Here is a 24580-nt window from a genome sequence, read left to right on the forward strand (position 1 = left end):
CCATCAAAAATATATCCAGTTTCTTCCTGAACATTCCCATTACAGTCTATTTTCAGCTGGACTTTCCTTCTATTCCCTGATGATATGCACAGGTATTTTTCGCAAGACGCCCGTGCTGCAACACGAGCGCCCCGCTAATCACAATCACTATTTAACGAGAATAGCCATTATGACTACCCCGCATTCTATTGCAGAATTCACCGATCCAGAAGTCCCCCCGGCAAATAACCGTCTGGGTACCGTCAGCTATGCGAGCCGTTACCCGGATTACACGCATGTCCCGGCGATTATAATGAAAGGCCAGTGGCTGGAAACCGCCGGTTTTACCACCGGCACCCCATTTGATATCAAAGTGATGCCCGGCTGCATTGTATTAACGGCAAAGCTGCCGGAGCCGGAAGAACCGGCGTTATTGCAGTCGTTGCGTCGGGTGTGCAAGCTGTCCGCGCGTAAGCAGCGTCAGGTGCAGGAGTTTATCGACGTGATTTCGGCAAAACCTCTCAGGCAAAAATAATCTCCCTGATGCCCGGTGGCGCTGCGCTTACCGGGCCTACAAAGCTCTCTCCCGTAGGCCGGATAAGGCGGTTACGCCGCCATCCGGCACTGACAGCCTCTGTCGATGAAAGAACAATTACTCCACCTGATCGCGCCGCAACCCGACATCCTTTAGCCGCTCATCGCTCATCTGTCGCAATACACGCCGCGTTTGCGCCCGCAGATACCCGCGTTTAATCGCCCTCCACACCTGCACCAAACCAATAAATGGCTGCTTTGCTCTGTTCTCATGAAATTCCATACCCGCCTCCCGTCTTATCAGAGACGTTATCTTCGCGGATTCAGGGATATACATTACAGACTCACAAAGTACTTTTATTTAACATACAGATTGGTTAAAAATGATTCTGCATTCCATTTATTCCACCATTCTGTACTGGTTTTTTAATCTGTATGGCACCCATGAGGGATACAGCATGACGCGTTACCAACATCTGGCCAATCTGCTGGCCGAACGCATTGAGCAGGGACTGTATCGCCATGGCGAAAAGCTGCCGTCGGTGCGCAGCCTGAGTCAGGAACATGGGGTCAGCATCAGCACCGTGCAACAGGCGTATCAGACGCTGGAACAGCGGCAGCTGATCACCCCACAGCCGCGATCCGGCTATTTTGTTGCGCCGCAAAAAGCGCAGCCGCCGGTGCCGCCAATGTCGCGCCCGGTACAGCGTCCGGTGGAGATAACCCAGTGGGATCAGGTGCTGGATATGCTGGCAGGCCACGCAGACACATCAATCGTCCCTTTCAGCAGCGGCGTTCCCGATATCAATCAACCCAGCCTGAAACCGCTGTGGCGCGAGCTAAGTCGCGTGGCGCAGCATAATCTGCGCGCGGTACTGGGTTACGACGAGCTGCCCGGCTGTCGGGAACTGCGCCAACAGATAGCCCGGCTGATGCTGGACGGCGGTTCGGTGGTCAGTGCGGACGATATAGTAATCACCAACGGCAGCCAGAGCGGAATGTCGCTGGCGCTGCTGACGGTCTGCCAGCGCGGCGATATCGTCGCCGTGGAATCCCCCGCCTATTACGGCACAATGCAGCTGCTACGAGGTCTCGGTATCAAAGTCATTGAGATCCCAACCGATCCGGATACCGGGATCAGTATTGAAGCTCTGGAACTGGCACTGGATCAGTGGCCGATTAAAGGGGTGATCCTGGTCCCCAACTGCAATAATCCCCTCGGATTTATTATGCCGGATGCGCGCAAGCGGGCGGTACTCACCCTCGCCCAGCGTCACGACATTGTGATTTTCGAAGATGATGTGTATGGCGAACTGGCTACAGAGTATCCACGCCCGCGCACGATCCACTCCTGGGATATCGACGGTCGGGTGTTGCTATGCAGTTCGTTTACCAAATCCGTGGCACCGGGTCTGCGCGTGGGTTGGGTCATTCCTGGCCGCTACCATGACAAACTGCTGCACATGAAATACGCCGTCATCGGCACCAACGTTCCCGCTACGCAGCTGGCGGCGGCAACCTTTGTACGCGAGGGTCATTATCATCGCCATGTCCGTCGTATGCGCCAGATCTATCAGCGAAATATGGAGATCTACACCTGCTGGGTACGGGAATACTTCCCCTGTGAGATCTGCGTCACCCGACCAAAAGGCGGCTTTATGCTGTGGGTTGAATTGCCGCCGCAGGTCGACATGGTCTGCGTCGCCAAACAGCTTTGCCGCCTGAAAATCCAGGTTGCACCAGGTTCGCTGTTCTCGGCGTCAGGAAAGTATCGCAACTGCGTACGCATCAACTGCGCACTGCCACCAGACGAAAAGCACCGGGAAGTGATGCAGAAACTCGGAGAGGCGGTGATGATCGCGATAGAGTAAATCGGCACACCCGGCTTCGCCTCTTTCTAATGGCTTAAACCCTGGATATCCTCAGCGGACAGTCGGGTAATTTTTTGTACCGTACTAATATCAATACCGTCTGTCTGCGTATTAACTCGCTAAACTCGTTTAATTAATATCCAATCCGCATTACACTGCGGATGGTTATTCCCCGTTCAACTTACTCTTCCTGAGGTGCGATGTGCTGATTGTTACCTGTAATCGTTACGTTTTCTGACCTGAGTCAGAGAGGCGTATTTCCTGTTTGCGTTTCACGCAGGCAGCGTTTTTGATTACATGAAATTCAGTACATCTGCAGTCTGTTTTTTTCTGGCTCCAGCCTGACGTCTGTAAGCCGGTATTGAATTTCGCTTTTCCCGTTGAGGGTTTTCTCCCGACAAGGAGCGGTTTTTATGCAACGGATTTTCGCGTTTTTCTCGCAACGTGCCACCACGCTGTTTTTCCCCATCGCGCTGATTCTGTACGACTTCGCAGCCTATCTGTCGACGGATCTGATCCAACCCGGCATCATTAATGTGGTGCGAGATTTCAACGCCGATGTCAGCCTGGCACCGGCTGCGGTCAGCCTGTATCTGGCGGGTGGGATGGCGTTACAGTGGTTATTAGGGCCACTTTCTGACCGAATTGGTCGCCGACCGGTGCTGATTACCGGCGCGCTTATCTTCACCCTTGCCTGCGCAGCCACGCTGTTTACCACCTCGATGACGCAGTTTCTCATTGCGCGTGTTGTGCAGGGCACCAGCATCTGCTTTATCGCCACCGTCGGCTACGTCACGGTGCAGGAGGCATTTGGCCAGACAAAGGCCATCAAGCTGATGGCCATCATCACCTCCATTGTGCTGGTTGCACCAGTCATTGGCCCGCTCTCAGGGGCGGCGCTAATGCACTTTGTCCACTGGAAGGTTCTGTTTGCCATTATTGCCGCCATGGGCCTGCTCGCCTTTATTGGCCTGCTGCTGGCGATGCCGGAAACGGTGCAGCGCGGCACGGTGCCGTTCAGCGCACGCGGCGTACTGCGGGATTTTCGCGATGTTTTCCGCAACCGTGTGTTCTTATTCGGGGCCGCCACGCTGTCGCTGAGCTACATCCCGATGATGAGTTGGGTAGCGGTATCGCCGGTGATCCTCATTGATGCAGGCGGCATGACCACCTCGCAGTTTGCCTGGGCGCAGGCTCCGGTATTTAGCGCCGTGATCGTCGCCAATATGGTGGTGGTGCGATTTGTGAAGGACCCGACAAGGCCGCGCTTTATCTGGCGGGCGGCACCTGTCCAATTGAGCGGGCTGGCGATACTGATTGGCGGCAATTTACTCTGGCCGCACGTCTGGCTGTGGTCGGTGCTGGGCACCAGTCTGTATGCATTTGGTATCGGGATGATTTTCCCGACGCTGTTCCGTTTTACGCTGTTTTCCAACAACCTGCCGAAGGGCACGGTCTCCGCGTCACTGAATATGGTGATCCTGACGGTAATGGCGGTTTCTGTCGAAATTGGGCGCTGGCTGTGGTTTAACGGCGGCAGGATTTCGTTTCACCTGTTGGCGGTTGTCGCAGGTATTGTCGTGGTATTCACGCTCGCCGGATTGTTGAAGCGGGTACGTCAGCACGAGGCCACGACGTTAGCCACGGAAAACTAACCTGCCATGCTTATTCGGCTTACGACATCGTGGTAGGCCGGATAAGGTGCTGGCACCGCATCCGGCATTTATCACATCACATTACGCGATACGCGCGAACCCGGCGTCCAGATCGGCAATCAAATCACCGACATCTTCCAGGCCAATATGCACCCTGACCAACGTGCCGCTGAAGTCGACATCCCCGGCCGGGCGAATGCTGTTCAGCTCCTCCGGCTGATTAGCCAGAATCAGCGACTCGAATCCGCCCCACGAATAGGCCATATGGAACAGCGAGAAGTTATCGAGGAAATTCGCCATCTGTTCATCAGTCAGGCGCTTTTTCAGGATAAACGAGAACAGGCCCGAGCTACCGGCAAAGTCGCGCTGAAAATACTCATGGCCCGGACACTCCGGTAACGCCGGATGGTTCACCCGCGCCACCTCCGGTCTTGCCGACAGCCAGCGGGCAATATGGATACTGCTTTCCTGATGCTGTTTCAGACGTACCGCCAGCGTGCGCAGTCCGCGGCTGCCGTTATACGCCGTGTCGGCATCCAGCGTTTGCCCCATCAGATACGAGTTCTCACGCAGACGATCCCAGCAGCGGGCGTTGGACACCGCCGTGCCCAGCATGCCGTCCGAGTGGCCAATGGTGTATTTCGTCCCCGCCTGAATGGAAATATCCACGCCGAAATCCAGCGCCTTAAACAGTACGCCCGCCGCCCAGGTGTTGTCGATCATGATGACGATGTCCGGGTTCACTGCGCGGATCGCCTTCACCATTCCCGGCACATCCTGTACTTCCATGGTGATTGAACTGGGCGATTCTAGAAACACCACTTTCGTCTCAGGGCGCAGAAAATCGACGATACCTGCGCCAATCAACGGATCGTAATAGGTAGTTTCCACGTTGAATTTACTCAGGATCTTATTACAGAAATCCTGGGTTGGCTCATAGGCCGCGCCGGTCATCAGGATATGATCGCCGCTTTGTACAAACGCCATAATCGCATTAGTAACCGCCGCGGCCCCGCACGGGTACAGCGCACAGCCCGCACCGCCTTCCAGCTCGCTCATCGCCTTCTGAAAAGCGAAGTGGGTATACGTACCGCGACGACCATAAAACAGTTCCCCGTTAGCGCGATTGGCGGTAGCGAATTTTTTATCCTTCACGGTATCAAACACCAGCGAAGAAGCGCGTTGGATAACCGGATTCACCGCCCCCTGGGTGTAACGTTTGTCACGTCCGGCGACGACCAGTTGGGTTTCAATCTTCATTGCGTCTTTCATAACATCTCCTGTTTCTTAATCCGTGTGCAAACCTATACCGCAGCGGCGGTCGCGTTGATTTCAGCGTCGTTCTGCTTTTTTCCAGCAAACCGCTCAACAATTTGTGCCGCATTCAAATCATGGATCACGTTGATAAGCGTGGCGGGCGCATCGGTAATCGTACCCAACACCACCAGCATCGGGATCGCTTCCATCGGCAACCCGAGCGTGGTGACAATAAAGATCTCACCCAGAAACGCGCCGCCCGGTACGCCGCCGACGATAATGGCCGAGAGCACAGCAATCAGCATGGTCAGGAAGAAGGTCTCAGTGGTGAACGGCATGCCGAGCACGGAATAGATAAAGACAATTTTCAGCGCGGCAATCATCGCCACGCCGCCTTTGTTTAGGTTAACCAATAACGGAATAGAGACATCGACGATTTCCGGGTTAATCCCCATCGCCTTACCAGCACGCAACGTGACAGGTAATGTGCCCAGTGAAGAACAGGTTCCCAGCGCGGTGGCGGAAGGTTCAATCGCATTACGCCAGAAGGCTCTGACCGCCGGAACACCGCCGCCAATATACGAATAGAGAATTGAGCCGAAAACAAAGTAGACCAGCGTGGCGACCATAAACAGGCCAATGGCGCGGGCAAAGGTTAACAGCAGCGCGGAATCCTGGCTGGCCATGGTCGCAGCGAAATAGCAACCAAGACCAATCGGCGCCACTTTCATAATGATAGAGACGATCTTCATGATCACGGTATTGGCATCTTCCAGCAGTGACGCAATGCGTTTCCCCGCCTGATCTGATTGCCCAATCGCCACACCGGCAATGATCGCCATGACGATCAGCGCCAGAATATTGGACTTCGAAAACAGTCCGATAAAATCATTGGTGGTGATCATGCTGACAAAATCCATCTTGCCACTGCCCGCCTGCACGGACTGCGAGAGATCGATAGTGACGCCCTGCGCCGGGTTGTACCATAGCGCCAGCGCCACAATCCCGGCAGCCGGAATAAAGGCCATCGCGATCGAAACAATAAAGATAATCGCCATAATGCGTCCCAGCCTTTTCAGGTCGGTCATACTGGCGATAGAAGACATGACGCTGATCCCCACCAGCGGCACGATGATCATAAATAACAGGTTTAAGAATATCTGACCGACTGGCTGGAGTGTGCTGGCAAACGTCGGGGCATAAATACCTAATAAGCCGCCAATAACCAGAGCAAATAATAAAATAATCGACGATCTGTAGGGTTCGAGTCGTGACCACATAATGGGTACCTTTTAAATTATATAATTTTTAATGAGACTACATTCACAACTTGATGCGTTTCAGGCCTGCCTCCTTATATTTTGTGATGCAACTCACTTAACCTGTTATTTTTTCATTTTGCCAGCGAGTTGTTTCCTGTGATTCAATAGTTGCATGTTTAAAATGCGAATGTAACGGCCTATTCGTACCGTTTTTGCAAATCACTTGTGAATTAAAGGAAATTATGGGTACGCCAATTTCACTCAAGCATTTGGAATTTTTCGTCAAAATCGTTGACTGCGGAGGGTTATCGGAGGCCGCCGCACAGCTCAACGTCTCGCCTTCCGCGGTAAGCAAAAGCCTGACGGCAATGGAAGACACGCTGGGGACAACGTTAATTAAACGCACCACCCGCAGTATTACCCTGACCGATGCCGGGCAATATTTATTTAACCGCGCCAATAAGCTACTGACAGAGTTTGATGAAACGCTGAATACTACCTCCGGTTATTACCACAGCCCGCAGGGCGAATTACGCATCACCTGTTCCATTGCCTTTGGTTATTCGCGACTGGTAAACCTGGTGGATAAATATCGCACCCAGTTCCCGGATGTGAATCTGTACATCGATCTCAACGATAACTTCGTCAATCTGAACGAAACCGATTTCGACATTGCCCTGCGCATCTCCACCGCGCCGCCGCAGAATTACGCCATGCGTAAACTGGTCCCCATCCGCTGGGCGTACTGCGCGTCGCCGGGATACCTCGCAAAAAAAGGGATGCCCCAGCGTCGCAGCGACTTGGTGAATCATGATTGCCTGGTTTACCCCGGCCTCACGCCAGTGCTTAAAGTGGCAGACGAGCAGGATCGTTTGCACCAATTGAAGCTGCATATGCCGATCCAGGCCAACAGCAGCCTGGTGCTATTGAAGTCGGTGTTAGAAGATCAGGGCGTGGCGTATTTACCCACCTATCTGATTGGCGATCATATTCAAAAAGAAGAGGTCACGCCGCTGATGCTCGACGGCACCATCACCTGTGAAACCCACGCCCTGTATGCGCTGTATTTTCCCAGCAAGTACAGTAATCCGAAGGTACGATCGTTTATCGATTTTCTGGTGGCGGAACTCGGTCCGTTACCCGCGTGGGACAACTGGATCCCAGGATAAGATCATTCAGTCTAAAAATGGGATATACACCACAATTTTTGCACGATCCCCCGGTCTGGCTCTATCCTTAAGCCTATGAATAAAATTGCTGAACTCAAACGCGCCAAGCGACTGGCGCTCTCTCTGCTGCTGATCGCTGCCGCCACCTTCGTCATCACGCTGTTTCTACCGCCCAATTTCTGGGTGCTCGGGATCAAAGCGATTGCCGAAGCGGCGATGGTGGGCGCGCTGGCGGACTGGTTCGCCGTGGTCGCGCTTTTTCGCCGGGTACCCATCCCCTTTATCTCACGCCATACGGCGATTATCCCGCGTAATAAAGACCGAATCGGCGAAAATCTTGGTCAATTTGTGCAGGAAAAGTTCCTCGATACCCAGTCACTGGTGGCACTTATTCGCCGTCATGAACCAGCGCTGCTGATTGGCAACTGGTTCAGTCAGCCGGAGAATGCCCAGCGCATCGGCCAGCATTTGCTACAAATCATGAGCGGCTTTCTGGAACTGACCGACGACGCCCGCATCCAGCGGCTGATCAAACGCGCGGTGCATAAGGCCATCGACAAGGTAGATCTCTCCAGCACCAGCGCGTTAATGCTGGAAAGCATGACCAAAAACAATCGCCATCAGGTGCTGCTCGACACGCTGATTACGCAGCTAATCGCCCTGCTACAACGCGACAGTTCGCGGGCGTTTATCGCCCAGCAGATCGTGCGCTGGCTGGAGACCGAGCATCCGCTCAAAGCGAAGATCCTGCCAACCGAATGGCTGGGCGAACACAGCGCCGAACTGGTCTCTGATGCCGTCAACTCCCTGCTGGATGATATCAGTCACGATCGGGCGCATCAGATCCGTCACGCCTTCGATCGCGCCACGTTGAACTTGATAGACAAGCTCAAACACGATCCGGAGATGACCGTCCGTGCAGAAAGCCTCAAAAGCTACCTGAAAGAGGACGAGGCCTTTAACCGTTATCTCGGGGAACTGTGGGCCGACCTGCGTCAGTGGGTAAAAACCGACATTAACGCCGATGATTCTCGCGTGAAACAACGCATTGCCAGCGCCGGGCAATGGTTTGGCGAAACGCTGGTTGCCGATAGCGCCCTGCGCACATCGCTGAATGAGCACCTGGAGCAAGCTGCGCAAAAGGTTGCACCGGAGTTCGCCACCTTCCTGACGCGCCATATCAGCGACACGGTCAAAAGCTGGGATGCACGGGAGATGTCGCAGCAAATTGAGCTCAACATCGGCAAAGATTTGCAGTTTATTCGCGTCAACGGCACGCTGGTTGGCGGTTCTATCGGGCTGGTGTTATATCTGTTGTCACAAATTCCATCCCTGCTCACACTGCCGAATTTTTAAGGAGAAAAAATGGCTGAAATCACCCTGTCCTCCTCGGAGCGCGATCGCCTGCGCAACGAACTGGAAACCTATTGCAGCGACCACTTTGATCTCGAGCTTGAGCAGTTCGATGCCGAGTTTTTTATTGATTTTATTATCGAAAAACTGGGGCCTGCGTTTTACAACGCCGGTATTGAAGAAGCGATCCGCACCCATCTCGCCTACAGCGAACGGATCCAGGAAGAGATGGATCTGAAGAAAATCTTATGACTCTTGCGGCCAGTGAACAAATGTGGACATCGCGAGGGAGATCAATAAACACACAGCAATGACAGGGTTATAATGCGCCGTCTTTTCACTTTCGCCCGTGTTACGGGGAAGGAAAACCATGTCGCTTATCACCGATTTGCCCTCCATTTTCAACCAGTTCTCTGATGCCCGTCAGAAAGGCTTCCTCACCGTAATGGATCTTAAAGAGCAGGGTATTCCGCTCGTGGGAACCTATTGCACCTTTATGCCACAGGAGATAGCGATGGCGGCAGGTGCCGTTGTTGTCTCGCTGTGTTCCACATCTGACGAAACTATTGAAGAAGCCGAAAAGGATCTACCGCGGAACCTGTGTCCGCTTATCAAAAGCAGCTACGGCTTTGGCAAAACCGATAAATGCCCCTACTTCTACTTTTCCGATCTGGTAGTGGGTGAAACCACCTGCGACGGCAAGAAAAAAATGTACGAATACATGGCCGAATTTAAAGCGGTACATGTTATGCAACTGCCTAACAGCGCCAACGATGCTGCCTCCCGCGCGCTATGGAAAGCAGAAATCCTGCGTCTGCAACAGGCTGTCGAAGCCCGTTTTGGTACCCCAATTACCGAAGCCGCGCTGCGTGAAGCGATCGTCCTCAAAAACCGTGAGCGCCGCGCGCTGGCGAATTTCTACCGCGTTGGGCAGCTTAATCCTCCCGCACTTAGCGGCAGTGACATCCTGAAAGTGGTCTACGGCGCAACTTTCCGCTTTGATAAAGAAGCGCTTATCGACGAGCTTGAAAGTATGGCCGAGCGCGTACGCCAGGAATGGCAAGATGGTAAACGTTTGTCGTCACGGCCTCGCATCTTGATAACCGGCTGTCCTATTGGCGGGGCGGCGGAAAAAGTGGTCCGTGCCATTGAAGAAAATGGCGGCTGGGTTGTGGGCTATGAAAACTGTACCGGTGCGAAAGCTACCGAACAATGCGTGGCAGAAACCGGCGACGTCTACGACGCGCTGACTGATAAATATCTCGCCATCGGCTGCTCGTGTATTTCCCCTAACGACCAGCGCCTGAAGATGCTCAGTCAGATGGTTGAAGAGTATCAGGCCGACGGCGTCGTTGATGTTATTCTCCAGGCCTGTCATACCTATGCCGTTGAATCACTGGCGATTAAACGTCATGTTCGCCAGCAGCACAACATTCCTTATATTGCGATCGAAACCGACTACTCCACGGCGGATATCGGCCAGCTAAGCACCCGCGTCGCGGCTTTTATTGAAATGCTGTAAGGAGTACGGGTGACATATTCAATAGGGATTGATTCCGGCTCAACGGCGACCAAAGGTATTCTGCTGGAGGAGGGCGTCATCAGACGCCGTTTCCTGTGCCCTACGCCGTTTCGCCCCGCCGAGGCCATCGAGCAGGCGTGGGAAACGCTACGGGCTGGGCTGGATGTGCGCCCGTATTTAACCCTCACCGGTTACGGGCGACAGCTCGTGGATTATGCCGACAAGCAGGTGACGGAAATCTCCTGTCATGGCCTGGGCGCGCGCTTGCTGGTGCCAGACACGCGCACCGTTATTGATATCGGTGGCCAGGACAGTAAGGTCATTCAACTGGACGACAACGGCAACCTCACCGATTTTTTAATGAATGACAAATGTGCGGCAGGAACCGGACGTTTTCTGGACGTTATCTCGCGCACGCTCGGCGCCAGTGTCGAACAGCTCGATACCATTACCGCAGGCGTTCCGCCGCATGCTATTACCAGCATGTGTACGGTATTTGCCGAGTCAGAAGTGATTAGCCTGCGTTCGGCGGGGATAGCGCCGGAAGCAATTCTGGCAGGCGTGATCAACGCCATGGCAAGACGCAGCGCTAACTTTATCGGACGGCTTTCTGCACAGAGCCCCTTGCTGTTTACCGGTGGTGTTAGCCACTGTAACGCCTTCGCCCGCATGCTCGAAAACCACGTTGGCATACCCGTTTACACTCATCCCGATGCGCAGTTTGCGGGTGCCGTCGGCGCGGCGCTGATAGGCCTGCGTCAGGGAAAACGCCAGTGACGCAAGCACTGTTCTTATTTCATTCCACCGTCGGCGTCATCAAAACGCGCAAGGCGTTGCAGGCCGCAGGTGTCAGCTTTCGAGTGGCGGATATCCCCCGCCAGCTCCGCGGCGGCTGCGGCCTGTGCATCTATGTGGACTGCACTGAAGAGGAGGACGCCCGGTGGGTAATCCCCGGCCATACCGAATCCATCTATCGCTACCAGGACGACAACTGGCGCTGTATTGCAACATTTTCCGCTCCGTGATCGTATCCGCGTCGCGCTGTTTGGCCTGCCAGGAAGCGGTACTATCGCCATTGATTAGCGCCGCAGAGTGCAATATACAACGCCTCACTGCTCCCAAAGGAGTATATACCCGTCATACTTCAAGTTGCTTATGTGTTGGCTACGCTCGCTCACCCCAGTCACATAGTTATCTATGCTCTTGGGGACTCACTCCCTTGCCGCCTTTAAGCAACTCGAATTATTTAGGGTATAAACAGATCACTCTAAAAACAGCTGAAATTCGGATTCCTCCGCAATTAAATGTCAACATTTCATAATCCGCAAATAACCAATAATTCATTCTCCAGACACTTTATAATCCGTACCGACTCATTTATAGAATAATCATAAAATGAGTAAAAATGGACATATCCATTCAACATCAACAGCATATTCAGGAACAGTACATGTCGTGGTTTAAAAAAATCATACTTGGATTAATTATTACTATCAGTTTATTTAGCACCATGAAGGATTATAGAGATTTTGGTGTTTTCGGCGCGACAGGTCTGTTTATTATATTTATCTTAACCACAATATTCCTCTGGCAATGGGCTGCCGGAAAACTGCCAGAGATAGGTACAATCCAGGCGATTCTTATTTTGCTGGCCAGCACCATTGCCTCTATATTTGTGATTAATATGGCCATCGCCGGAAATTTACATGTAGACCTGATGGAAGTGATGCGTGTTTCGATTTCGCATAAGCCACTTTTTTATATCATCTTCTGCGTGATCGCATGGATAAAAGTGGTGCTCTGGAAATGGTTATTTAGCGACGTTCACAGGAACATGCTGCAATCAGCCTGACGGGAAACCGAATGTAAAAAAGGCGTCTGACTAAAGACGCCTTTTTCATTACATCACAAAAACGTAGAAGTAGTGGCTCAAGTCAGTATTGCCGTTGTCACACGTATGGACGTAAGCCATGTTAGGACGCAGGCCAAAATCAAACAAATAAGCCACCATCGCTTCAAAATGCTGCGCTTTGTTTGCATTCTGGATCAGGTCGTGGGATTCACCGTACATCATCGCCGCATTAACCGCGCTGGTTGAGTAAGCGGCAATTGCAGACACGCCGGAATCTGCGATGTTGTCATAACCCAGAGAGAAACCGTAGCCGTTGCCGTGCTGACTGACTGGGTCCCCTGCCCCTGGTATTGCGCCGCCAGGTTCACACCATCAACGGCACCAAATAGATTTTTGGTACGGAGTGTTGCAGCGCCAAAAGTGCGTGTAGTAAGGAAACAGTCAGTATCTTCACAGGAGTCACCGCCGAACTCTGAAAGAACGTCAGTGTAAAATCCCACGTCGTAAGCGACACCGTAGTTACGACCGTAGTCAAAGCTAACGTCGTGACCGTAATCGAGGCCAGCAAACGCCAGACGTGTTTTAATACCATCCTGAGAACCTTCTGATCCAGCGGCATCAAACTGACTTTCAAAATGGCCATAACCGGTCAGTTGATCGTTAATTTGTTTCTCACCACCGAAACCCAAGCGAACACAGGTTCCGTCGGCGTCGGTGCCGTCAGTCCAGGAATGTACCGCGTTGACTTTGCCATACAGACCCGGTTTATTGCCATCTTTGTTATAAATTTCCGCTGCATGAACGGATGTGACCCCTAATGCCAGCGTTGCTAATGCAACTGCTGTCTTTTTTATTTTTTACTCACTTTTAATTGTGAGTTTTGCTATCAACTTTGTTATGCGGACAACACGCCTACATAAAAAAGCCCCCTGACAAACGAGGGAAAAGATCAATAACACACCATTAAAATAAAAATAAAGTGGCAAAGTATATTTCATTGTTAAGGTTTAAATAAAACCCAGGCCGAGCGAAATAAAATTTATTCCTGCTGTTCACTCTCATTAATCGAGCGATGTAGCATTAATGCTTCAGCAATAATGTCTTGTTTGCTTTTTCGTGTTTCAAACGCCAGTGTGCGAACGTATTCCCACAAAGTGGTATCGACACGCGCACTTAACAGAACCATATCTTTCGATCGGGTTCCTCTGGCTTTTCGAATATCGGGATAATCTCGAGAGGGCATTGTCATCTCCTGAACGCAATTACACGCTTATGACGATGAAATATGCAGTCAGTGTAAAAACATGTCAACGGCAAAAAAAACACGCAATAGTAATGAAACTGTTAATAAATCACTTAAAAATGGAACATCGTTTCAAATGAAAGGTAGATTGATTATGGAATAATGTGTAATTTTAACTTTACGCATTTTCATTGTTATTCATTTGATTAAAAAACAGACACCACCATGGTCATGATAACAACCATTCAAAACATCATTCTGACCAATAGGTTACATAACGTTATTAATGTCTACTTTTAACTAAAACCCCTGTTTTTATATGCCTTTATACCTGAATTTCCGATGCTAAGCGCTACGTAAATCGCGTTGATTCTCACTTAGCATTGCCCTGCAGTGTCGAATAATCAGCACGAAAAGGTAAAATTTTGGTAAATGCCGCATTCTTTCGCTTTTCAAAATAAGTCGATTTAAATTGATCTAAATCAATTTACACCTTGCCCATTGCGCCGAAAAAATCGCTATATCTGGTGATGGAAACATTGTTTTACGCCGATTTTATCAGCAGAAAAATACGGGTTCAGAGATGCCATACAGATGGGGAAAGGAAAGTGCGGGCCGGAACAGCCCGCATTAAAGAGCGTGGTACTCAGGCGTTCACGTTATCCAGCGGCCAGGACTCAAACAGGTAGCCATCAAAGTCGAGATCATCAACATTAGAAAACTCCAGCAGACGCTGTTTGACGTTTTCCAGATGCTGCCACATCGCCAGCTTGGCCGCGCGGGCATCCTTTTTGATTAACGCTGCCAGGATCTGTTTGTGATCGCCCATCCATTCTTTGCGGTAATGGGTATCGTCCAGGTGGCTGTGGAGCTGGATCCACATCGGGTTATTTTCGCGCCACTGCCATGACTGGCGAAACAGTTCCACCAGCATGCTGTTATGCGTCGCTTCGGCAATCGCGAGATGGAACTGCATATCGCCACTTTCTGAGCCATTCGGTTCGCTGGAGGCCAACTCCCGCTCTTCCAGCTGCAGCGCCTGGCGCATTTTGACGATGTCTTCACGGGTAGCCTGCAGGGCGGCAAACTCGGCAATATTACTTTCCAGCAACTGGCGGGCCTGGAGTAGCTCAAAAGGACCGGCGTCATTACAGTGATTCACATCCGGGCCGTCGATGGCCTGGGCATCCGCACTGTCGAGCACGTAGATCCCGGCGCCGCGTCGAACATCCACCAGCCCTTTAATCTCCAGCATGATCAACGCTTCGCGTACCACCGTACGGGTAACGTTGAGCATTTCGGCAATCTCGCGCTCCGGGGGCAAACGCTCGCCGGGATGGTACGGTGTCTGAATAATCAGATCGCGGATCATGGCGCCCACTTCCTGGTAGGGTCTTTGCTGAGAAGTGTTCGATTTCATTATGTTATGCCCGTCAGATACGTTGAGTCGGATACGGTTATTGAGTATCGAACTATAGCATTTGCGGCGCACCAAAAACAGAAAACGGGTCAACCAAATAGATATTTGATTGACCCGTCAACCTGTAGCGATTATGCGTCAGCGCTTAACGCCGCGACGCACGCACGCGCCCCCCGGTCACACAGCTGTTGATACGCTGCGCTGACCGTCGCCACAAAGTCGGCGTTTTCCGCTAAATCATGACCAAAAATACCGCTCAGTCCCAGCAATGCCCTGACCCGCTCAGCCCCTTGAAACTGCTGGTTAATGCGCTGGTATTCTGCCAACAGCGGATCAACCACCTCTATGGCTTGCCCTTGCTCATCCACCCCGTGGGTATAGCGCATCCAGCCCGCCACGCCAAGCGCCAGATGACGCCAGTCGCTGCCGTTTTGCAGATGCAGACGCACCGGATCCAGCAGGCGTTGCGGCAGTTTCTGGCTACCGTCCATCGCAATCTGCCAGGTACGGTGGCGCAAGGACGGATTACTGAAGCGTTCGATCAGCAGCGTCGCATAGGCGTTTAGATCGGTACCTTCCGGCATCGAAAGCGTCGGTGCCTGCTCCTGCATCATCAGCGCAAACGCCGCTTTGCGGTACGCCGGGTTGGTCATGGTATCGGCAATGGTTTCGTAACCGCCGAGATAGCCCAGATAGGCGAGGAAAGAGTGGCTGCCATTGAGCATCCGCAGCTTCATCATTTCAAACGGCACCACGTCGGCCACAAACTGCGCGCCAACGCTGTCCCAGTCAGGACGCCCGTTGACAAAATTATCTTCGATCACCCACTGGCGGAATGGCTCACAGGCGATGGCGCACGGATCGTAAACGCCCAGTTGGTCGGCAATTTCCTGCAGCGTTTCGGGCGTCGCCGCTGGAACAATGCGATCCACCATGGTGCACGGGAAAGTGGCGTGGGTTTCAATCCACTGCGCCAGTTGCGGGTCGCGCGCCTGCGCCAGGCCCAGCACCGCAACCTTCGCCACGTGCCCGTTTTCACGCACGTTATCGCAGGACATCACGGTAAAGGCCGGCAACCCCTGCTCGCGGCGTAAATGCAGGGCTTGAACGATGTAACCAATGGCCGATTTCGGCGTCGTCGGATTGGCCAGGTCGTACTGGATCAGCGGGTTATTGAGATCTAACTGACCGCTGGCAGCATCCGTACAGTAGCCCTTTTCCGTGACCGTCAGTGAGACAATCGCTGTTTGCGGGCGCGCCATGGCACGTAAAATACCGTCACAGCCATCAAGATCCGGGTGCAACGCTTCTTTCATCGAGCCAATCACTTTCAGCACGGTGCTGTCCGCACCTTTTTCCGCCACGGTGTACAACAGTTGCTGTTTTTTCAGATTCTCAATCAGCACGCAGTCGTTACCCGGCATCAGGTTCACTTCACAGATGCCCCAGTCGCTGTCCGTGGTCTCCAGCAGATGATGGGTGTATAGCGCCTGATGCGCACGGTGAAAAGCGCCGCATCCCAGGTGAACAATGCGGGATTGCAGGCGAGAACCGTCCCATACAGGGCGCGCAACCGGCAGGTTGCTATTGGCAATTGTCGTTGTCATCGTGAACTCCAGAACCCGTTGAAAGACCAACGGAAGAGAAAAGAATAAAGCCGGCCAGACAGGTGACCGGCAAGTCTGCTTTAGCGGCTAAAGAAAGCGCGCTGGATAGCCATCTCCACGCCGCGCACTTCCGCCAGCCCTTTCAGGCGGCCAATTGCGGAATAGCCCGGATTGGTTTTCTTTTTCAGATCGTCAAGCATCTGGTGGCCGTGGTCCGGTCGCATCGGGATCAAATCCTCTTTGCCTGCGGCTTTACGGCGGTGCTCTTCTTCGACGATGGCTTTCACCACTTCGTACATGTCGACGTCGCCGTTAAGATGCGCCGCTTCATGGAAGGTTTTCGGGTTGTCTTCACGCAGTGTGGAGCGTAAGTGGGTGAAGTAAATACGTGGGCCAAACTGTTTGATCATATCGACCAGGTCATTGTCCGCACGCACGCCGTAGGAGCCAGTGCACATAGTGAAACCGTTAGCCATGCTGTTAACCGTCTCCACCATCCACTGCATATCTTCCACGGTGGATACAATACGCGGCAAGCCGAGGATTGGGCGCGGCGGATCGTCCGGGTGCACTGCCATACGTACACCAACCTCTTCGGCAACCGGAATAATTGCCTTCAGGAAGACGGCAAAATTCTCGCGCAGCGCGGCTTTATCAATATCTTTGTAACGCGCAAGATGCTGGCGGAACTGGTCAAGGGTGTACCCTTCTTCAGCCCCCGGCAAACCGGCAATGATGTTGCGGGTCAGACGCGCTTTGTCTTCTTCGCTCATGGTGGCGAAACGGTGATTCGCCTGGGCGACCTCATCCGCGGTGTAGTCGGCTTCTGCACCCGGGCGTTTGAGGATGTGTAACTCAAAGGCTGCGAATTCAATTTGATCAAAACGCAGTGCTTTGGAACCGTCCGGCAGAACGTATTCCAGATCGGTACGCGTCCAGTCGAGGACCGGCATGAAGTTGTAGCACACGGTGCGGATCCCGCACTGCGCCAGATTACGCAGAGACTGCTGGTAGTTGGCAATCCACTGCAGATAGTTACCGGAACGGGTTTTAATGTCTTCGTGGATCGGCACACTTTCGACAACCGACCACACCAGACCCGCCTGTTCGACGATGGCTTTACGCTTTTGGATCTCGTCCACTGACCACACTTCCCCATTCGGGATATGGTGCAATGCGGTGACAACCCCCGTCGCTCCCGCCTGACGGACATCTGCTAACGTGACCGGATCGTTCGGGCCGTACCAACGCCATGTCTGTTCCATGCTTTATTCCTCATTTACGTTATGGACTCGACAATATGGCGCATAAATTCCTCTTTTTGGTATGACATGTCAACCTTAACAACTAAATTGGTTAACCAAATCACGATAAATACGAATGATGATCAAAGACTCACAACTCACCAACCACATCAACTGTGTAAATCTGTAACGAGTGTGATATTCATCGCATCAATGGTTGACCAATACATATAACATCTCAACCAAAATCATAATAGTTCAACCAAAGAAAGGGTGACGTTGTATGCACGTTCTCAATATTCTGTGGGTCGTATTCGGCATCGGTCTGATGCTGGTACTCAATTTACGCTTCAAAATCAATTCGATGATCGCCCTGCTGTTGGCGGCGCTCTCCGTCGGCATGCTGGCGGGGATGGATTTAATGGCGCTGCTGCACACCATGAAATCCGGCTTTGGCAGTACGCTGGGTGAGCTGGCAATTATCGTGGTGTTTGGTGCGGTGATCGGCAAGCTGATGGTCGATTCCGGGGCGGCACACCAAATTGCCCACACGCTGCTGGCGCGCCTCGGTCTGCGCTACGTACAGCTGTCGGTGATCATAATTGGTCTGATCTTCGGCCTGGCGATGTTCTATGAAGTGGCCTTTATTATGCTGGCACCGCTGGTGATCGTCATTGCCGCAGAAGCGAAGATCCCGTTCCTTAAGTTGGCTATCCCCGCCGTCGCTGCCGCCACCACCGCTCACTCGCTGTTCCCGCCGCAGCCAGGTCCGGTGGCGCTGGTCAACGCCTACGGTGCCGACATGGGCATGGTATATATCTACGGTATTCTGGTGACGATCCCGAGCGTGATCTGCGCCGGTTTGATCTTGCCGAAGTTTCTCGGCAACCTTGATCGCCCAACCCCCTCGTTTATGAAAGCCGACGTACCGGTTGACCAGAACAATCTGCCGTCATTCGGCGTGTCGATTCTGGTACCGCTGATCCCGGCGATTATTATGATTTCCACCACCATTGCTAACATCTGGCTGGTTAAGGGAACGCAGGCGTGGGAAGTGGTCAACTTCTTAGGTTCTTCACCCATCGCGATGTTTATCGCCATGATCGTCGCCTTCGTGCTGTTTGGTACCGCACGCGGGCACGACATGCAGTGGGTGATGAACGCCTTTGAAAACGCGGTGAAAAGCATCGCCATGGTAATTCTGATCATCGGCGCGGGCGGCGTGTTGAAGCAGACCATCATCGATACCGGCATCGGCGATACCATCGGCATGCTGATGTCGCACGGCAATATTTCGCCATACATCATGGCGTGGCTGATCACCGTGCTTATCCGTCTGGCAACCGGCCAGGGTGTGGTGTCGGCAATGACGGCAGCAGGGATTATCAGCGCGGCAATCCTCGACCCGGCAACCGGTCAGCTGGTTGGCGTTGACCCGGCGTTACTGGTACTGGCTACGGCGGCGGGCTCCAACACCCTGACCCATATCAACGATGCCTCATTCTGGCTGTTCAAAGGTTACTTTGACCTGTCGGTGAAGGACACGCTGAAAACCTGGGGTCTGCTGGAGCTGGTGAACTCGGTGGTTGGCCTGACAATAGTGCTGATTATCAGCATGATTGCCTGATGTTGTAACCTTTTGTACCGCTCTGGCCTGCTGCGCCAGAGCGGACTTCTTCGCAACTCTCAACAATCTTCAATAATCAGATACACCGCTTTGATTGGGCCATGCACCCCAACGACTTTGATCAGCTCAATATCCGCCGTCGAACTGGGCCCGCTGATGATGTTAATGCACGACGGCATACGCTCACCGGCCAGCGCTTTCTGATGCAGAATCTCCGCCAGCTGTGCCACGCGCGGCAGGATGCTGCTTTTACGCAGCACAAAGATAGAGGACTCGGGCAGCAGGCTAATTGAGCGCCCGCGAGCCGGGGCAGAAAACAGCACCACGCCTCCGGACTCCGTCAAACCATACTCGGCGTACACCACGCCGACTTTCGCCTGTTCGGCCTGAACAATATTCTCGGCTCCACGCGCCGGCTCCCAGACCACGGCATTGCACGCCTGCTGCAAACGCTCGGTTATCCCCAGCTCTGCCAACCGGCTGTCGCCGCTGACCACCACCGGCTGCTGCCCCAGCTGTTGGCACAGACGTAACGCCGCCTCTGGGGCCTGCGCCTCATGGGTCAGTTCGCACTGCGCCAGCATCACCTCGCTGGCAAACTGAACAAACGCGTCGCAGCGCTGCTGCGGGCTGAGTTCGGTCAGCCGCTCGTTGGCATAGTTGTTCACCGGCGCGGCTTCGGCCTGCGGTTCCTGTCGCAGCGGACGGCCCAGCGCCTGGGCAACTGTATTTAAAAACGCGGTACGGTTATCCATTCTTTTTCTCCTGCGCCTGATGTTTCTTAAACCAGCTACGGAAGCTCTCTCCGTCAGCATCAGGAAGATCGCGGGCTTCCATCCAGTCGCCGATGGCGCCAACCTTGAGCGGCGTTTTGCCGCCATTGATAAACCAGCTCGCCGCATGGGCACCGGCCATCATGCCGACTTTCCACAGCCCTGGATGGCTGTTGGCATAGGCAAACATTTTGATCGCCCGACGTTCCGCTTTCGGGGTAATACCCTTTTCCGCCATCACCCGCCGATGGCGCAAGATCAGCTTCGACAGCGGGATCTGCACCGGACAAACGCTGTCGCAGGCCGTGCACAGTGAACAAGCGTAAGGCAGGTCTTTAAAATCTTTATAGCCGCCGAGCAGCGGAGAGATCACCGCCCCGATAGGACCGGGATAGATGGAACCGTAGCCGTGCCCGCCAATGTGGCGGTAGGCCGGGCAGGTATTCATACAGGCCCCGCAGCGAATGCAGCGCAACACATCGCGAAACTCAGAACCCAACACCTGCGAGCGACCGTTATCCACAATCACCAGGTGAAACTCTTCCGGCCCGTCGACGTTATCCGCCTCGCGAGGTCCGGTAAGCCAGGTGTTGTAACCCGTCAGACGAGCGCCCACCGCACTGCGCGCCAACATGGTGATCAGCACGTCCACGTCTGCAAACGTCGGCGCGATACGTTCCATGCCCATCACTGCAATGTGCGTTTTCGGCAACGTGGTACACATCCGCGCGTTACCTTCGTTGGTGACCAGGCAAACCGAGCCGGTCTCCGCCACCGCGAAGTTACAGCCAGTAATGCCAATTTCAGCGCTGAGGAAATCCTCGCGGATCTTCTGGCGGATGAACAAGGTCATCGCTTCCGGTGTTTCCGGACCGTCATAACCCATCTGCTCATGCAGCACACGACGGATCTGATAGCGATCTTTATGGATAGCCGGGACCACCACATGCGAAGGCGGATCCTGATCCAACTGGAGAATGTACTCACCCAGATCGGTTTCGATCACCTGAATACCGGCATCCTGCAGCACGTGGTTAACGCCGATCTCTTCGGTCACCATCGACTTGGACTTCACCACCTTCTTAGCATTTTTCGCTTTCGCGACCTGCAAAATGTAGCGGGTGGCCTCTTCTTTGGTCTTCGCAAAATACACGTGACCGCCGTTTTCCGTCACTTTCTCAGAGAGTTGATACAGGTAGGCGTCGAGGTTACTCAGAACGTGGTCGCGGATCTGGCTGGCACGGTCGCGCCATTCTTCCCAGTGCCCTAACTCATCGACCATTTTTTGCCGGTTCGCACCGATGCGCCCCTGCGCGTTAGCCACGGCTTTGCGCATGATCGGATCGTCAATTTGCTGGCGAATGCGCGTTTTAAACTCTACATCGCTGGTTTTTATCGACATCTCTTTCCCCTCAGCGGCTCATCAGCACTTCAGCAATATGCATTACTTTGACCGGCTGGCCTTCCCGCTGCAGTCGGCCGCCAATGTTCAGCAGGCAGCTGACGTCGGCCCCAATCAAATATTCCGGTTTCGCATCCATGAGATTCAGGACTTTCTCTTTCACCATCTCACCGGATATTTCGGCCATTTTGACCGAGAACGTCCCACCAAATCCGCAGCAGGTGTCCTGATCGGCAAAGGTTAACAGCTCCAGACCGCGCACGTTTTTCAACAGCGTGAGCGGCTCTTCCTTCACGCCCAGCTTGCGGGTCAGACTGCACGAAGGGTGGTAAACCGCTCTGCCCTGCAGGCTGGCACCGACATCCACTATGCCCAGTTTGTTGACAATAAAAGAAGTGAGATCCTGCATGCGCGCGGCAACCTTCTCGGCACGCAATGCCCATGCGGGTTCATCGGCCAGATACGTCGGGTAGCTTTTCACCGCATAGGTACACGAGCCAGCCGGGGAGATAATCGGGTCGTCATTATCCTCCAGTGCGGCAATCAGGTTTTTCATCCCAGGGATGGCTTCTTTGATATAACCACTGTTAATGGCGGGCTGACCGCAGCACCCCTGCTTCTCGGGGAAATTAACGCGGCAGCCGAGCTTTTCCAGCAACAATACGGAATCGCGTGCCATCCGTGATTTCAGCGCATCACCAATACAGGTGACAAAGAAATTTACATTCACAATAAATACCCCATTGCTTCATTGCCTTTTAAAACCGGCGGCACATTACCGCCCGGTAATAATTCAATAATAAAAATCTGCTCATTGATAAAACGGTGAAACCTGACATTTCCGCTTTTTATTTTTGTCCATCAGGCCCAATTTTTACGTTTACTGGTTTTACCAATTCCCGGATTCATACTGTTGGTCGGGTCATTTTCCTGATAAAACCGCACCAGATTTTCAGGCGCTTTGTAAAGGTGACCGACATTATGTTCGGCTGGATATTGCGCCCCGCGCTGACGCAACAGATCCAGCATCTGTTCTTTTAACGCATGCGCATCGACACCTTTTTTAACGATATAATCCTGATGGAACACATGGCACATAAAGTGGCCATAATAGAGTTTATGTACCAACTGATTATCAATTTCAGTCGGCAGATGTTCATACCACTCGGTATCATTCCGGCGTAGCGCAATATCCAGCGCAAGAATATCCTCAACCTCATCAGAATGAACGGCCTGATAGCGGATGGCGGCCCCCGCCGCCGCAAAGCGGTGCAGGAACGCTTTGCTTCCCTCTTCCGGGGTACAGGCGAAGAAATCCCCGTCCGCCGTTTTAAAGAACTCCGTTAACCACGCCTGCGCCTCGCCAATACCGTCCCCTGCCATTTTCAACATCAGATGATGTTCATAGTTGTCACGCCAGGTTTTCATGCGCGGCGGGAGATGACTCGGGAAAAGATGACTGAACGTCTGCATCGCGCGGTCGGTAAAGTGCGGGCGGAAAATCTTCACCTTTTCCAGCATGGCTTCGGTACGCCCCTTCAGATTGAAGAAAAACGGCATTTTGTCGGTGCCGAGTTTGTCGATCATCAGGAAGGTGTCTTTGCTGTATTTCTCTGCAATATCATAGATATCGCGATGTATATACTCACCGGCGACCGGTAAGTGTGTAAACGTCGCCAGCATATGGCGGCGAATGTCCGTCAACACCGAGGTCTGATTGGTACCAATGTAGAACACCTGCTGATTCTTCTCGGCTTCAAAGGTGTCCAGACGCACGGCAAACACCGCCAGTTTCCCCGCGCAGCCTGAGGATTCGAACAGGCGGTCCGGGTCGGCGTTGTAGCGTGCCGGGGTATCGGCATCAACGTCTCTGACGCGGGTTACATAGTCATGGTCGTGCGCGTGACGCCCGTCATGACTGACGTCAGCACGCGCAATCGCGTTGTTATCCAGCCGGGTGAGGATCTGCTCCGGCGTCTCGCCCAGTTCGATGCCCAGATGATTGACAAGTTGCAAACGCCCCTGCTCATCCACCTGAGCAAACAAAGACATCTCGGTATATGCCGGACCACGCTGAACCAGCGAACCGCCGGAGTTATTACAGATGCCGCCGATTACCGACGCGCCAATACAGGAAGAACCAATCACCGAATGCGGCTCACGACCAAACGGCTTCAGCGCTTTTTCCAGTGAATACAGTGTGGTGCCCGGGTACGCCAGCACCTGTTTACCCTCATCCAGCACATGCAGACTGTCCAGACGCAGCGTGCTGATGATAACGATTTCACGGTCGTAGCCCTTGCCGTTCGGCGTGGAACCTTCCGTCAAGCCTGTATTTGAGGCCTGCATCAAAATGATTTTATCGGCCTCCACGCAGGCGCTGAGCACCTGCCACAGTTCAAGCAGAGAGCCGGGGATCACCACCGCCAGCGCCTCGCCCTGACCTGAACGGAAGCCCTTGCGGTAACGCGCTGTTTTGGACGGTTCGGTGAGGACATGAGCGGGGCCAACCCGTTGGATAAGTGCAGTCAAAAAGGTTTTATTATCAGTGTTTTTCATGGAGGGCGGCTCTCCGCTCCTTATATCAGGGCAATCGAAAATGGCGACACATTCATTTGTATGACAAAATCAAATAATCCCCCAATCAATACCCACATGCAATACCCCGTTTTATTTCTTTCGGCCTCGCTCACATTTTTATATTGAATCCTGATCTCATGAAAATTCATCCCACAACCGTTAAGCCATCACTAAACATCTTATTTCCTTTATTCCAAAAATCAATTCATACCTATTTAGAGCTAACCCTA

Annotated in this window: 24 protein-coding genes; 11 read left to right on the top strand and 13 right to left on the bottom strand. The window is 53.0% G+C overall.

What is annotated here, in order from left to right:
- The first annotated feature begins 169 nt into the window (after positions 1 to 169).
- Positions 170 to 514: an endoribonuclease SymE gene (gene symE, locus IMQ48_RS02955; protein ID WP_196207846.1), complete on the top strand. Its 345-nt coding sequence runs from the start codon at positions 170 to 172 to the stop codon at positions 512 to 514.
- 117 nt (positions 515 to 631) lie between these two features.
- On the opposite strand, the gene IMQ48_RS02960 is transcribed toward symE, so the two are convergent.
- Entirely contained in the window at positions 632 to 796 is a 165-nt protein-coding gene (locus IMQ48_RS02960; protein WP_196207847.1) for a DUF1127 domain-containing protein, read from the bottom strand.
- A 175-nt stretch (positions 797 to 971) separates the two neighbouring features.
- Here IMQ48_RS02960 and IMQ48_RS02965 point away from each other — a divergent pair, with 175 nt between their 5' ends.
- Positions 972 to 2384, top strand: coding sequence for a PLP-dependent aminotransferase family protein (locus IMQ48_RS02965; protein ID WP_196207848.1), 1413 nt, complete (start codon positions 972 to 974; stop codon positions 2382 to 2384).
- A 413-nt stretch (positions 2385 to 2797) separates the two neighbouring features.
- Positions 2798 to 4039, top strand: a complete 1242-nt coding sequence (mdtM, locus tag IMQ48_RS02970; RefSeq protein ID WP_196207849.1) for a multidrug efflux MFS transporter MdtM — start codon at positions 2798 to 2800, stop codon at positions 4037 to 4039.
- An 81-nt stretch (positions 4040 to 4120) separates the two neighbouring features.
- Here mdtM and metC read toward each other — a convergent pair whose 3' ends face one another.
- Positions 4121 to 5311, bottom strand: a complete 1191-nt coding sequence (gene metC, locus IMQ48_RS02975) for a cystathionine beta-lyase (protein WP_196207850.1) — start codon at positions 5309 to 5311, stop codon at positions 4121 to 4123.
- 32 nt (positions 5312 to 5343) lie between these two features.
- Positions 5344 to 6576, bottom strand: a complete 1233-nt coding sequence (locus tag IMQ48_RS02980) for a dicarboxylate/amino acid:cation symporter (protein WP_115259547.1) — start codon at positions 6574 to 6576, stop codon at positions 5344 to 5346.
- Positions 6577 to 6800: 224 nt separating this feature from the next.
- Here IMQ48_RS02980 and IMQ48_RS02985 point away from each other — a divergent pair, with 224 nt between their 5' ends.
- From IMQ48_RS02985 to IMQ48_RS03015, 7 genes are all read left to right on the top strand, one after another.
- Positions 6801 to 7727 carry a LysR family transcriptional regulator gene (locus tag IMQ48_RS02985; protein ID WP_115259548.1) on the top strand — a complete coding sequence of 309 codons (927 nt, stop codon included), beginning with the start codon at positions 6801 to 6803 and terminating at the stop codon, positions 7725 to 7727.
- A gap of 75 nt (positions 7728 to 7802) precedes the next feature.
- On the top strand, positions 7803 to 9083 hold the full coding sequence (locus IMQ48_RS02990) for a DUF445 domain-containing protein (RefSeq protein ID WP_196207851.1): 1281 nt from the start codon (positions 7803 to 7805) through the stop codon (positions 9081 to 9083).
- Positions 9084 to 9092: 9 nt separating this feature from the next.
- Complete coding sequence (locus IMQ48_RS02995) at positions 9093 to 9332, top strand: DUF2164 domain-containing protein (RefSeq protein WP_196207852.1); 240 nt, start codon at positions 9093 to 9095, stop codon at positions 9330 to 9332.
- Between the two features lie 118 nt (positions 9333 to 9450).
- Positions 9451 to 10602 carry a double-cubane-cluster-containing anaerobic reductase gene (locus IMQ48_RS03000; RefSeq protein ID WP_196207853.1) on the top strand — a complete coding sequence of 384 codons (1152 nt, stop codon included), beginning with the start codon at positions 9451 to 9453 and terminating at the stop codon, positions 10600 to 10602.
- A gap of 9 nt (positions 10603 to 10611) precedes the next feature.
- On the top strand, positions 10612 to 11379 hold the full coding sequence (gene yjiL, locus IMQ48_RS03005) for a putative 2-hydroxyacyl-CoA dehydratase activator YjiL (protein WP_196207854.1): 768 nt from the start codon (positions 10612 to 10614) through the stop codon (positions 11377 to 11379).
- Positions 11376 to 11627 carry a DUF3343 domain-containing protein gene (locus tag IMQ48_RS03010; protein WP_196207855.1) on the top strand — a complete coding sequence of 84 codons (252 nt, stop codon included), beginning with the start codon at positions 11376 to 11378 and terminating at the stop codon, positions 11625 to 11627. Before yjiL ends, IMQ48_RS03010 begins: the two co-directional genes overlap by 4 nt.
- Positions 11628 to 12052: 425 nt before the next feature.
- Complete coding sequence (locus IMQ48_RS03015; RefSeq protein ID WP_196207856.1) at positions 12053 to 12454, top strand: hypothetical protein; 402 nt, start codon at positions 12053 to 12055, stop codon at positions 12452 to 12454.
- Between the two features lie 48 nt (positions 12455 to 12502).
- Here IMQ48_RS03015 and IMQ48_RS22965 read toward each other — a convergent pair whose 3' ends face one another.
- The 6 genes from IMQ48_RS22965 to uxuA form a co-directional block, all read right to left on the bottom strand.
- Positions 12503 to 12721 (bottom strand): porin, encoded by a 219-nt coding sequence (locus IMQ48_RS22965; protein WP_370551826.1) that lies wholly within the window; start codon positions 12719 to 12721, stop codon positions 12503 to 12505.
- Positions 12673 to 13308: a porin gene (locus IMQ48_RS22970; RefSeq protein WP_370551827.1), complete on the bottom strand. Its 636-nt coding sequence runs from the start codon at positions 13306 to 13308 to the stop codon at positions 12673 to 12675. The genes IMQ48_RS22965 and IMQ48_RS22970 overlap by 49 nt, the downstream gene beginning before the upstream one ends.
- Positions 13309 to 13493: 185 nt before the next feature.
- Positions 13494 to 13697, bottom strand: coding sequence for a hypothetical protein (locus IMQ48_RS03025; protein ID WP_196207857.1), 204 nt, complete (start codon positions 13695 to 13697; stop codon positions 13494 to 13496).
- A 646-nt stretch (positions 13698 to 14343) separates the two neighbouring features.
- Entirely contained in the window at positions 14344 to 15117 is a 774-nt protein-coding gene (uxuR, locus tag IMQ48_RS03030) for a Uxu operon transcriptional regulator (RefSeq protein WP_196207858.1), read from the bottom strand.
- 131 nt (positions 15118 to 15248) lie between these two features.
- Positions 15249 to 16724, bottom strand: a complete 1476-nt coding sequence (locus tag IMQ48_RS03035) for a fructuronate reductase (protein ID WP_196207859.1) — start codon at positions 16722 to 16724, stop codon at positions 15249 to 15251.
- Positions 16725 to 16804: 80 nt separating this feature from the next.
- Complete coding sequence (gene uxuA, locus IMQ48_RS03040) at positions 16805 to 17989, bottom strand: mannonate dehydratase (RefSeq protein ID WP_196207860.1); 1185 nt, start codon at positions 17987 to 17989, stop codon at positions 16805 to 16807.
- A 262-nt stretch (positions 17990 to 18251) separates the two neighbouring features.
- Here uxuA and gntP point away from each other — a divergent pair, with 262 nt between their 5' ends.
- Positions 18252 to 19595: a gluconate permease GntP gene (gene gntP, locus IMQ48_RS03045; protein WP_196207861.1), complete on the top strand. Its 1344-nt coding sequence runs from the start codon at positions 18252 to 18254 to the stop codon at positions 19593 to 19595.
- Positions 19596 to 19654: 59 nt separating this feature from the next.
- Here gntP and IMQ48_RS03050 read toward each other — a convergent pair whose 3' ends face one another.
- The 4 genes from IMQ48_RS03050 to dld all read right to left on the bottom strand — a co-directional run bounded on the left by IMQ48_RS03050 (position 19655) and on the right by dld (position 24329).
- The gene (locus IMQ48_RS03050) at positions 19655 to 20350 is read right to left on the bottom strand and encodes a lactate utilization protein C (RefSeq protein ID WP_196207862.1); all 696 of its coding nucleotides are present in this window, start codon (positions 20348 to 20350) and stop codon (positions 19655 to 19657) included.
- A complete protein-coding gene (locus IMQ48_RS03055; RefSeq protein WP_196207863.1) occupies positions 20343 to 21770 on the bottom strand; it encodes a LutB/LldF family L-lactate oxidation iron-sulfur protein in 1428 nt (475 codons plus the stop codon). The genes IMQ48_RS03050 and IMQ48_RS03055 overlap by 8 nt, the downstream gene beginning before the upstream one ends.
- 10 nt (positions 21771 to 21780) lie before the next feature.
- The gene (locus IMQ48_RS03060; protein ID WP_196207864.1) at positions 21781 to 22500 is read right to left on the bottom strand and encodes a (Fe-S)-binding protein; all 720 of its coding nucleotides are present in this window, start codon (positions 22498 to 22500) and stop codon (positions 21781 to 21783) included.
- A 131-nt stretch (positions 22501 to 22631) separates the two neighbouring features.
- Positions 22632 to 24329, bottom strand: a complete 1698-nt coding sequence (dld, locus tag IMQ48_RS03065; RefSeq protein WP_196207865.1) for a D-lactate dehydrogenase — start codon at positions 24327 to 24329, stop codon at positions 22632 to 22634.
- Positions 24330 to 24580 lie beyond the last annotated feature (251 nt).

This window comes from Citrobacter sp. Res13-Sevr-PEB04-36 (assembly GCF_015672735.1).
In the GTDB taxonomy this organism is placed as follows: domain Bacteria; phylum Pseudomonadota; class Gammaproteobacteria; order Enterobacterales; family Enterobacteriaceae; genus Citrobacter.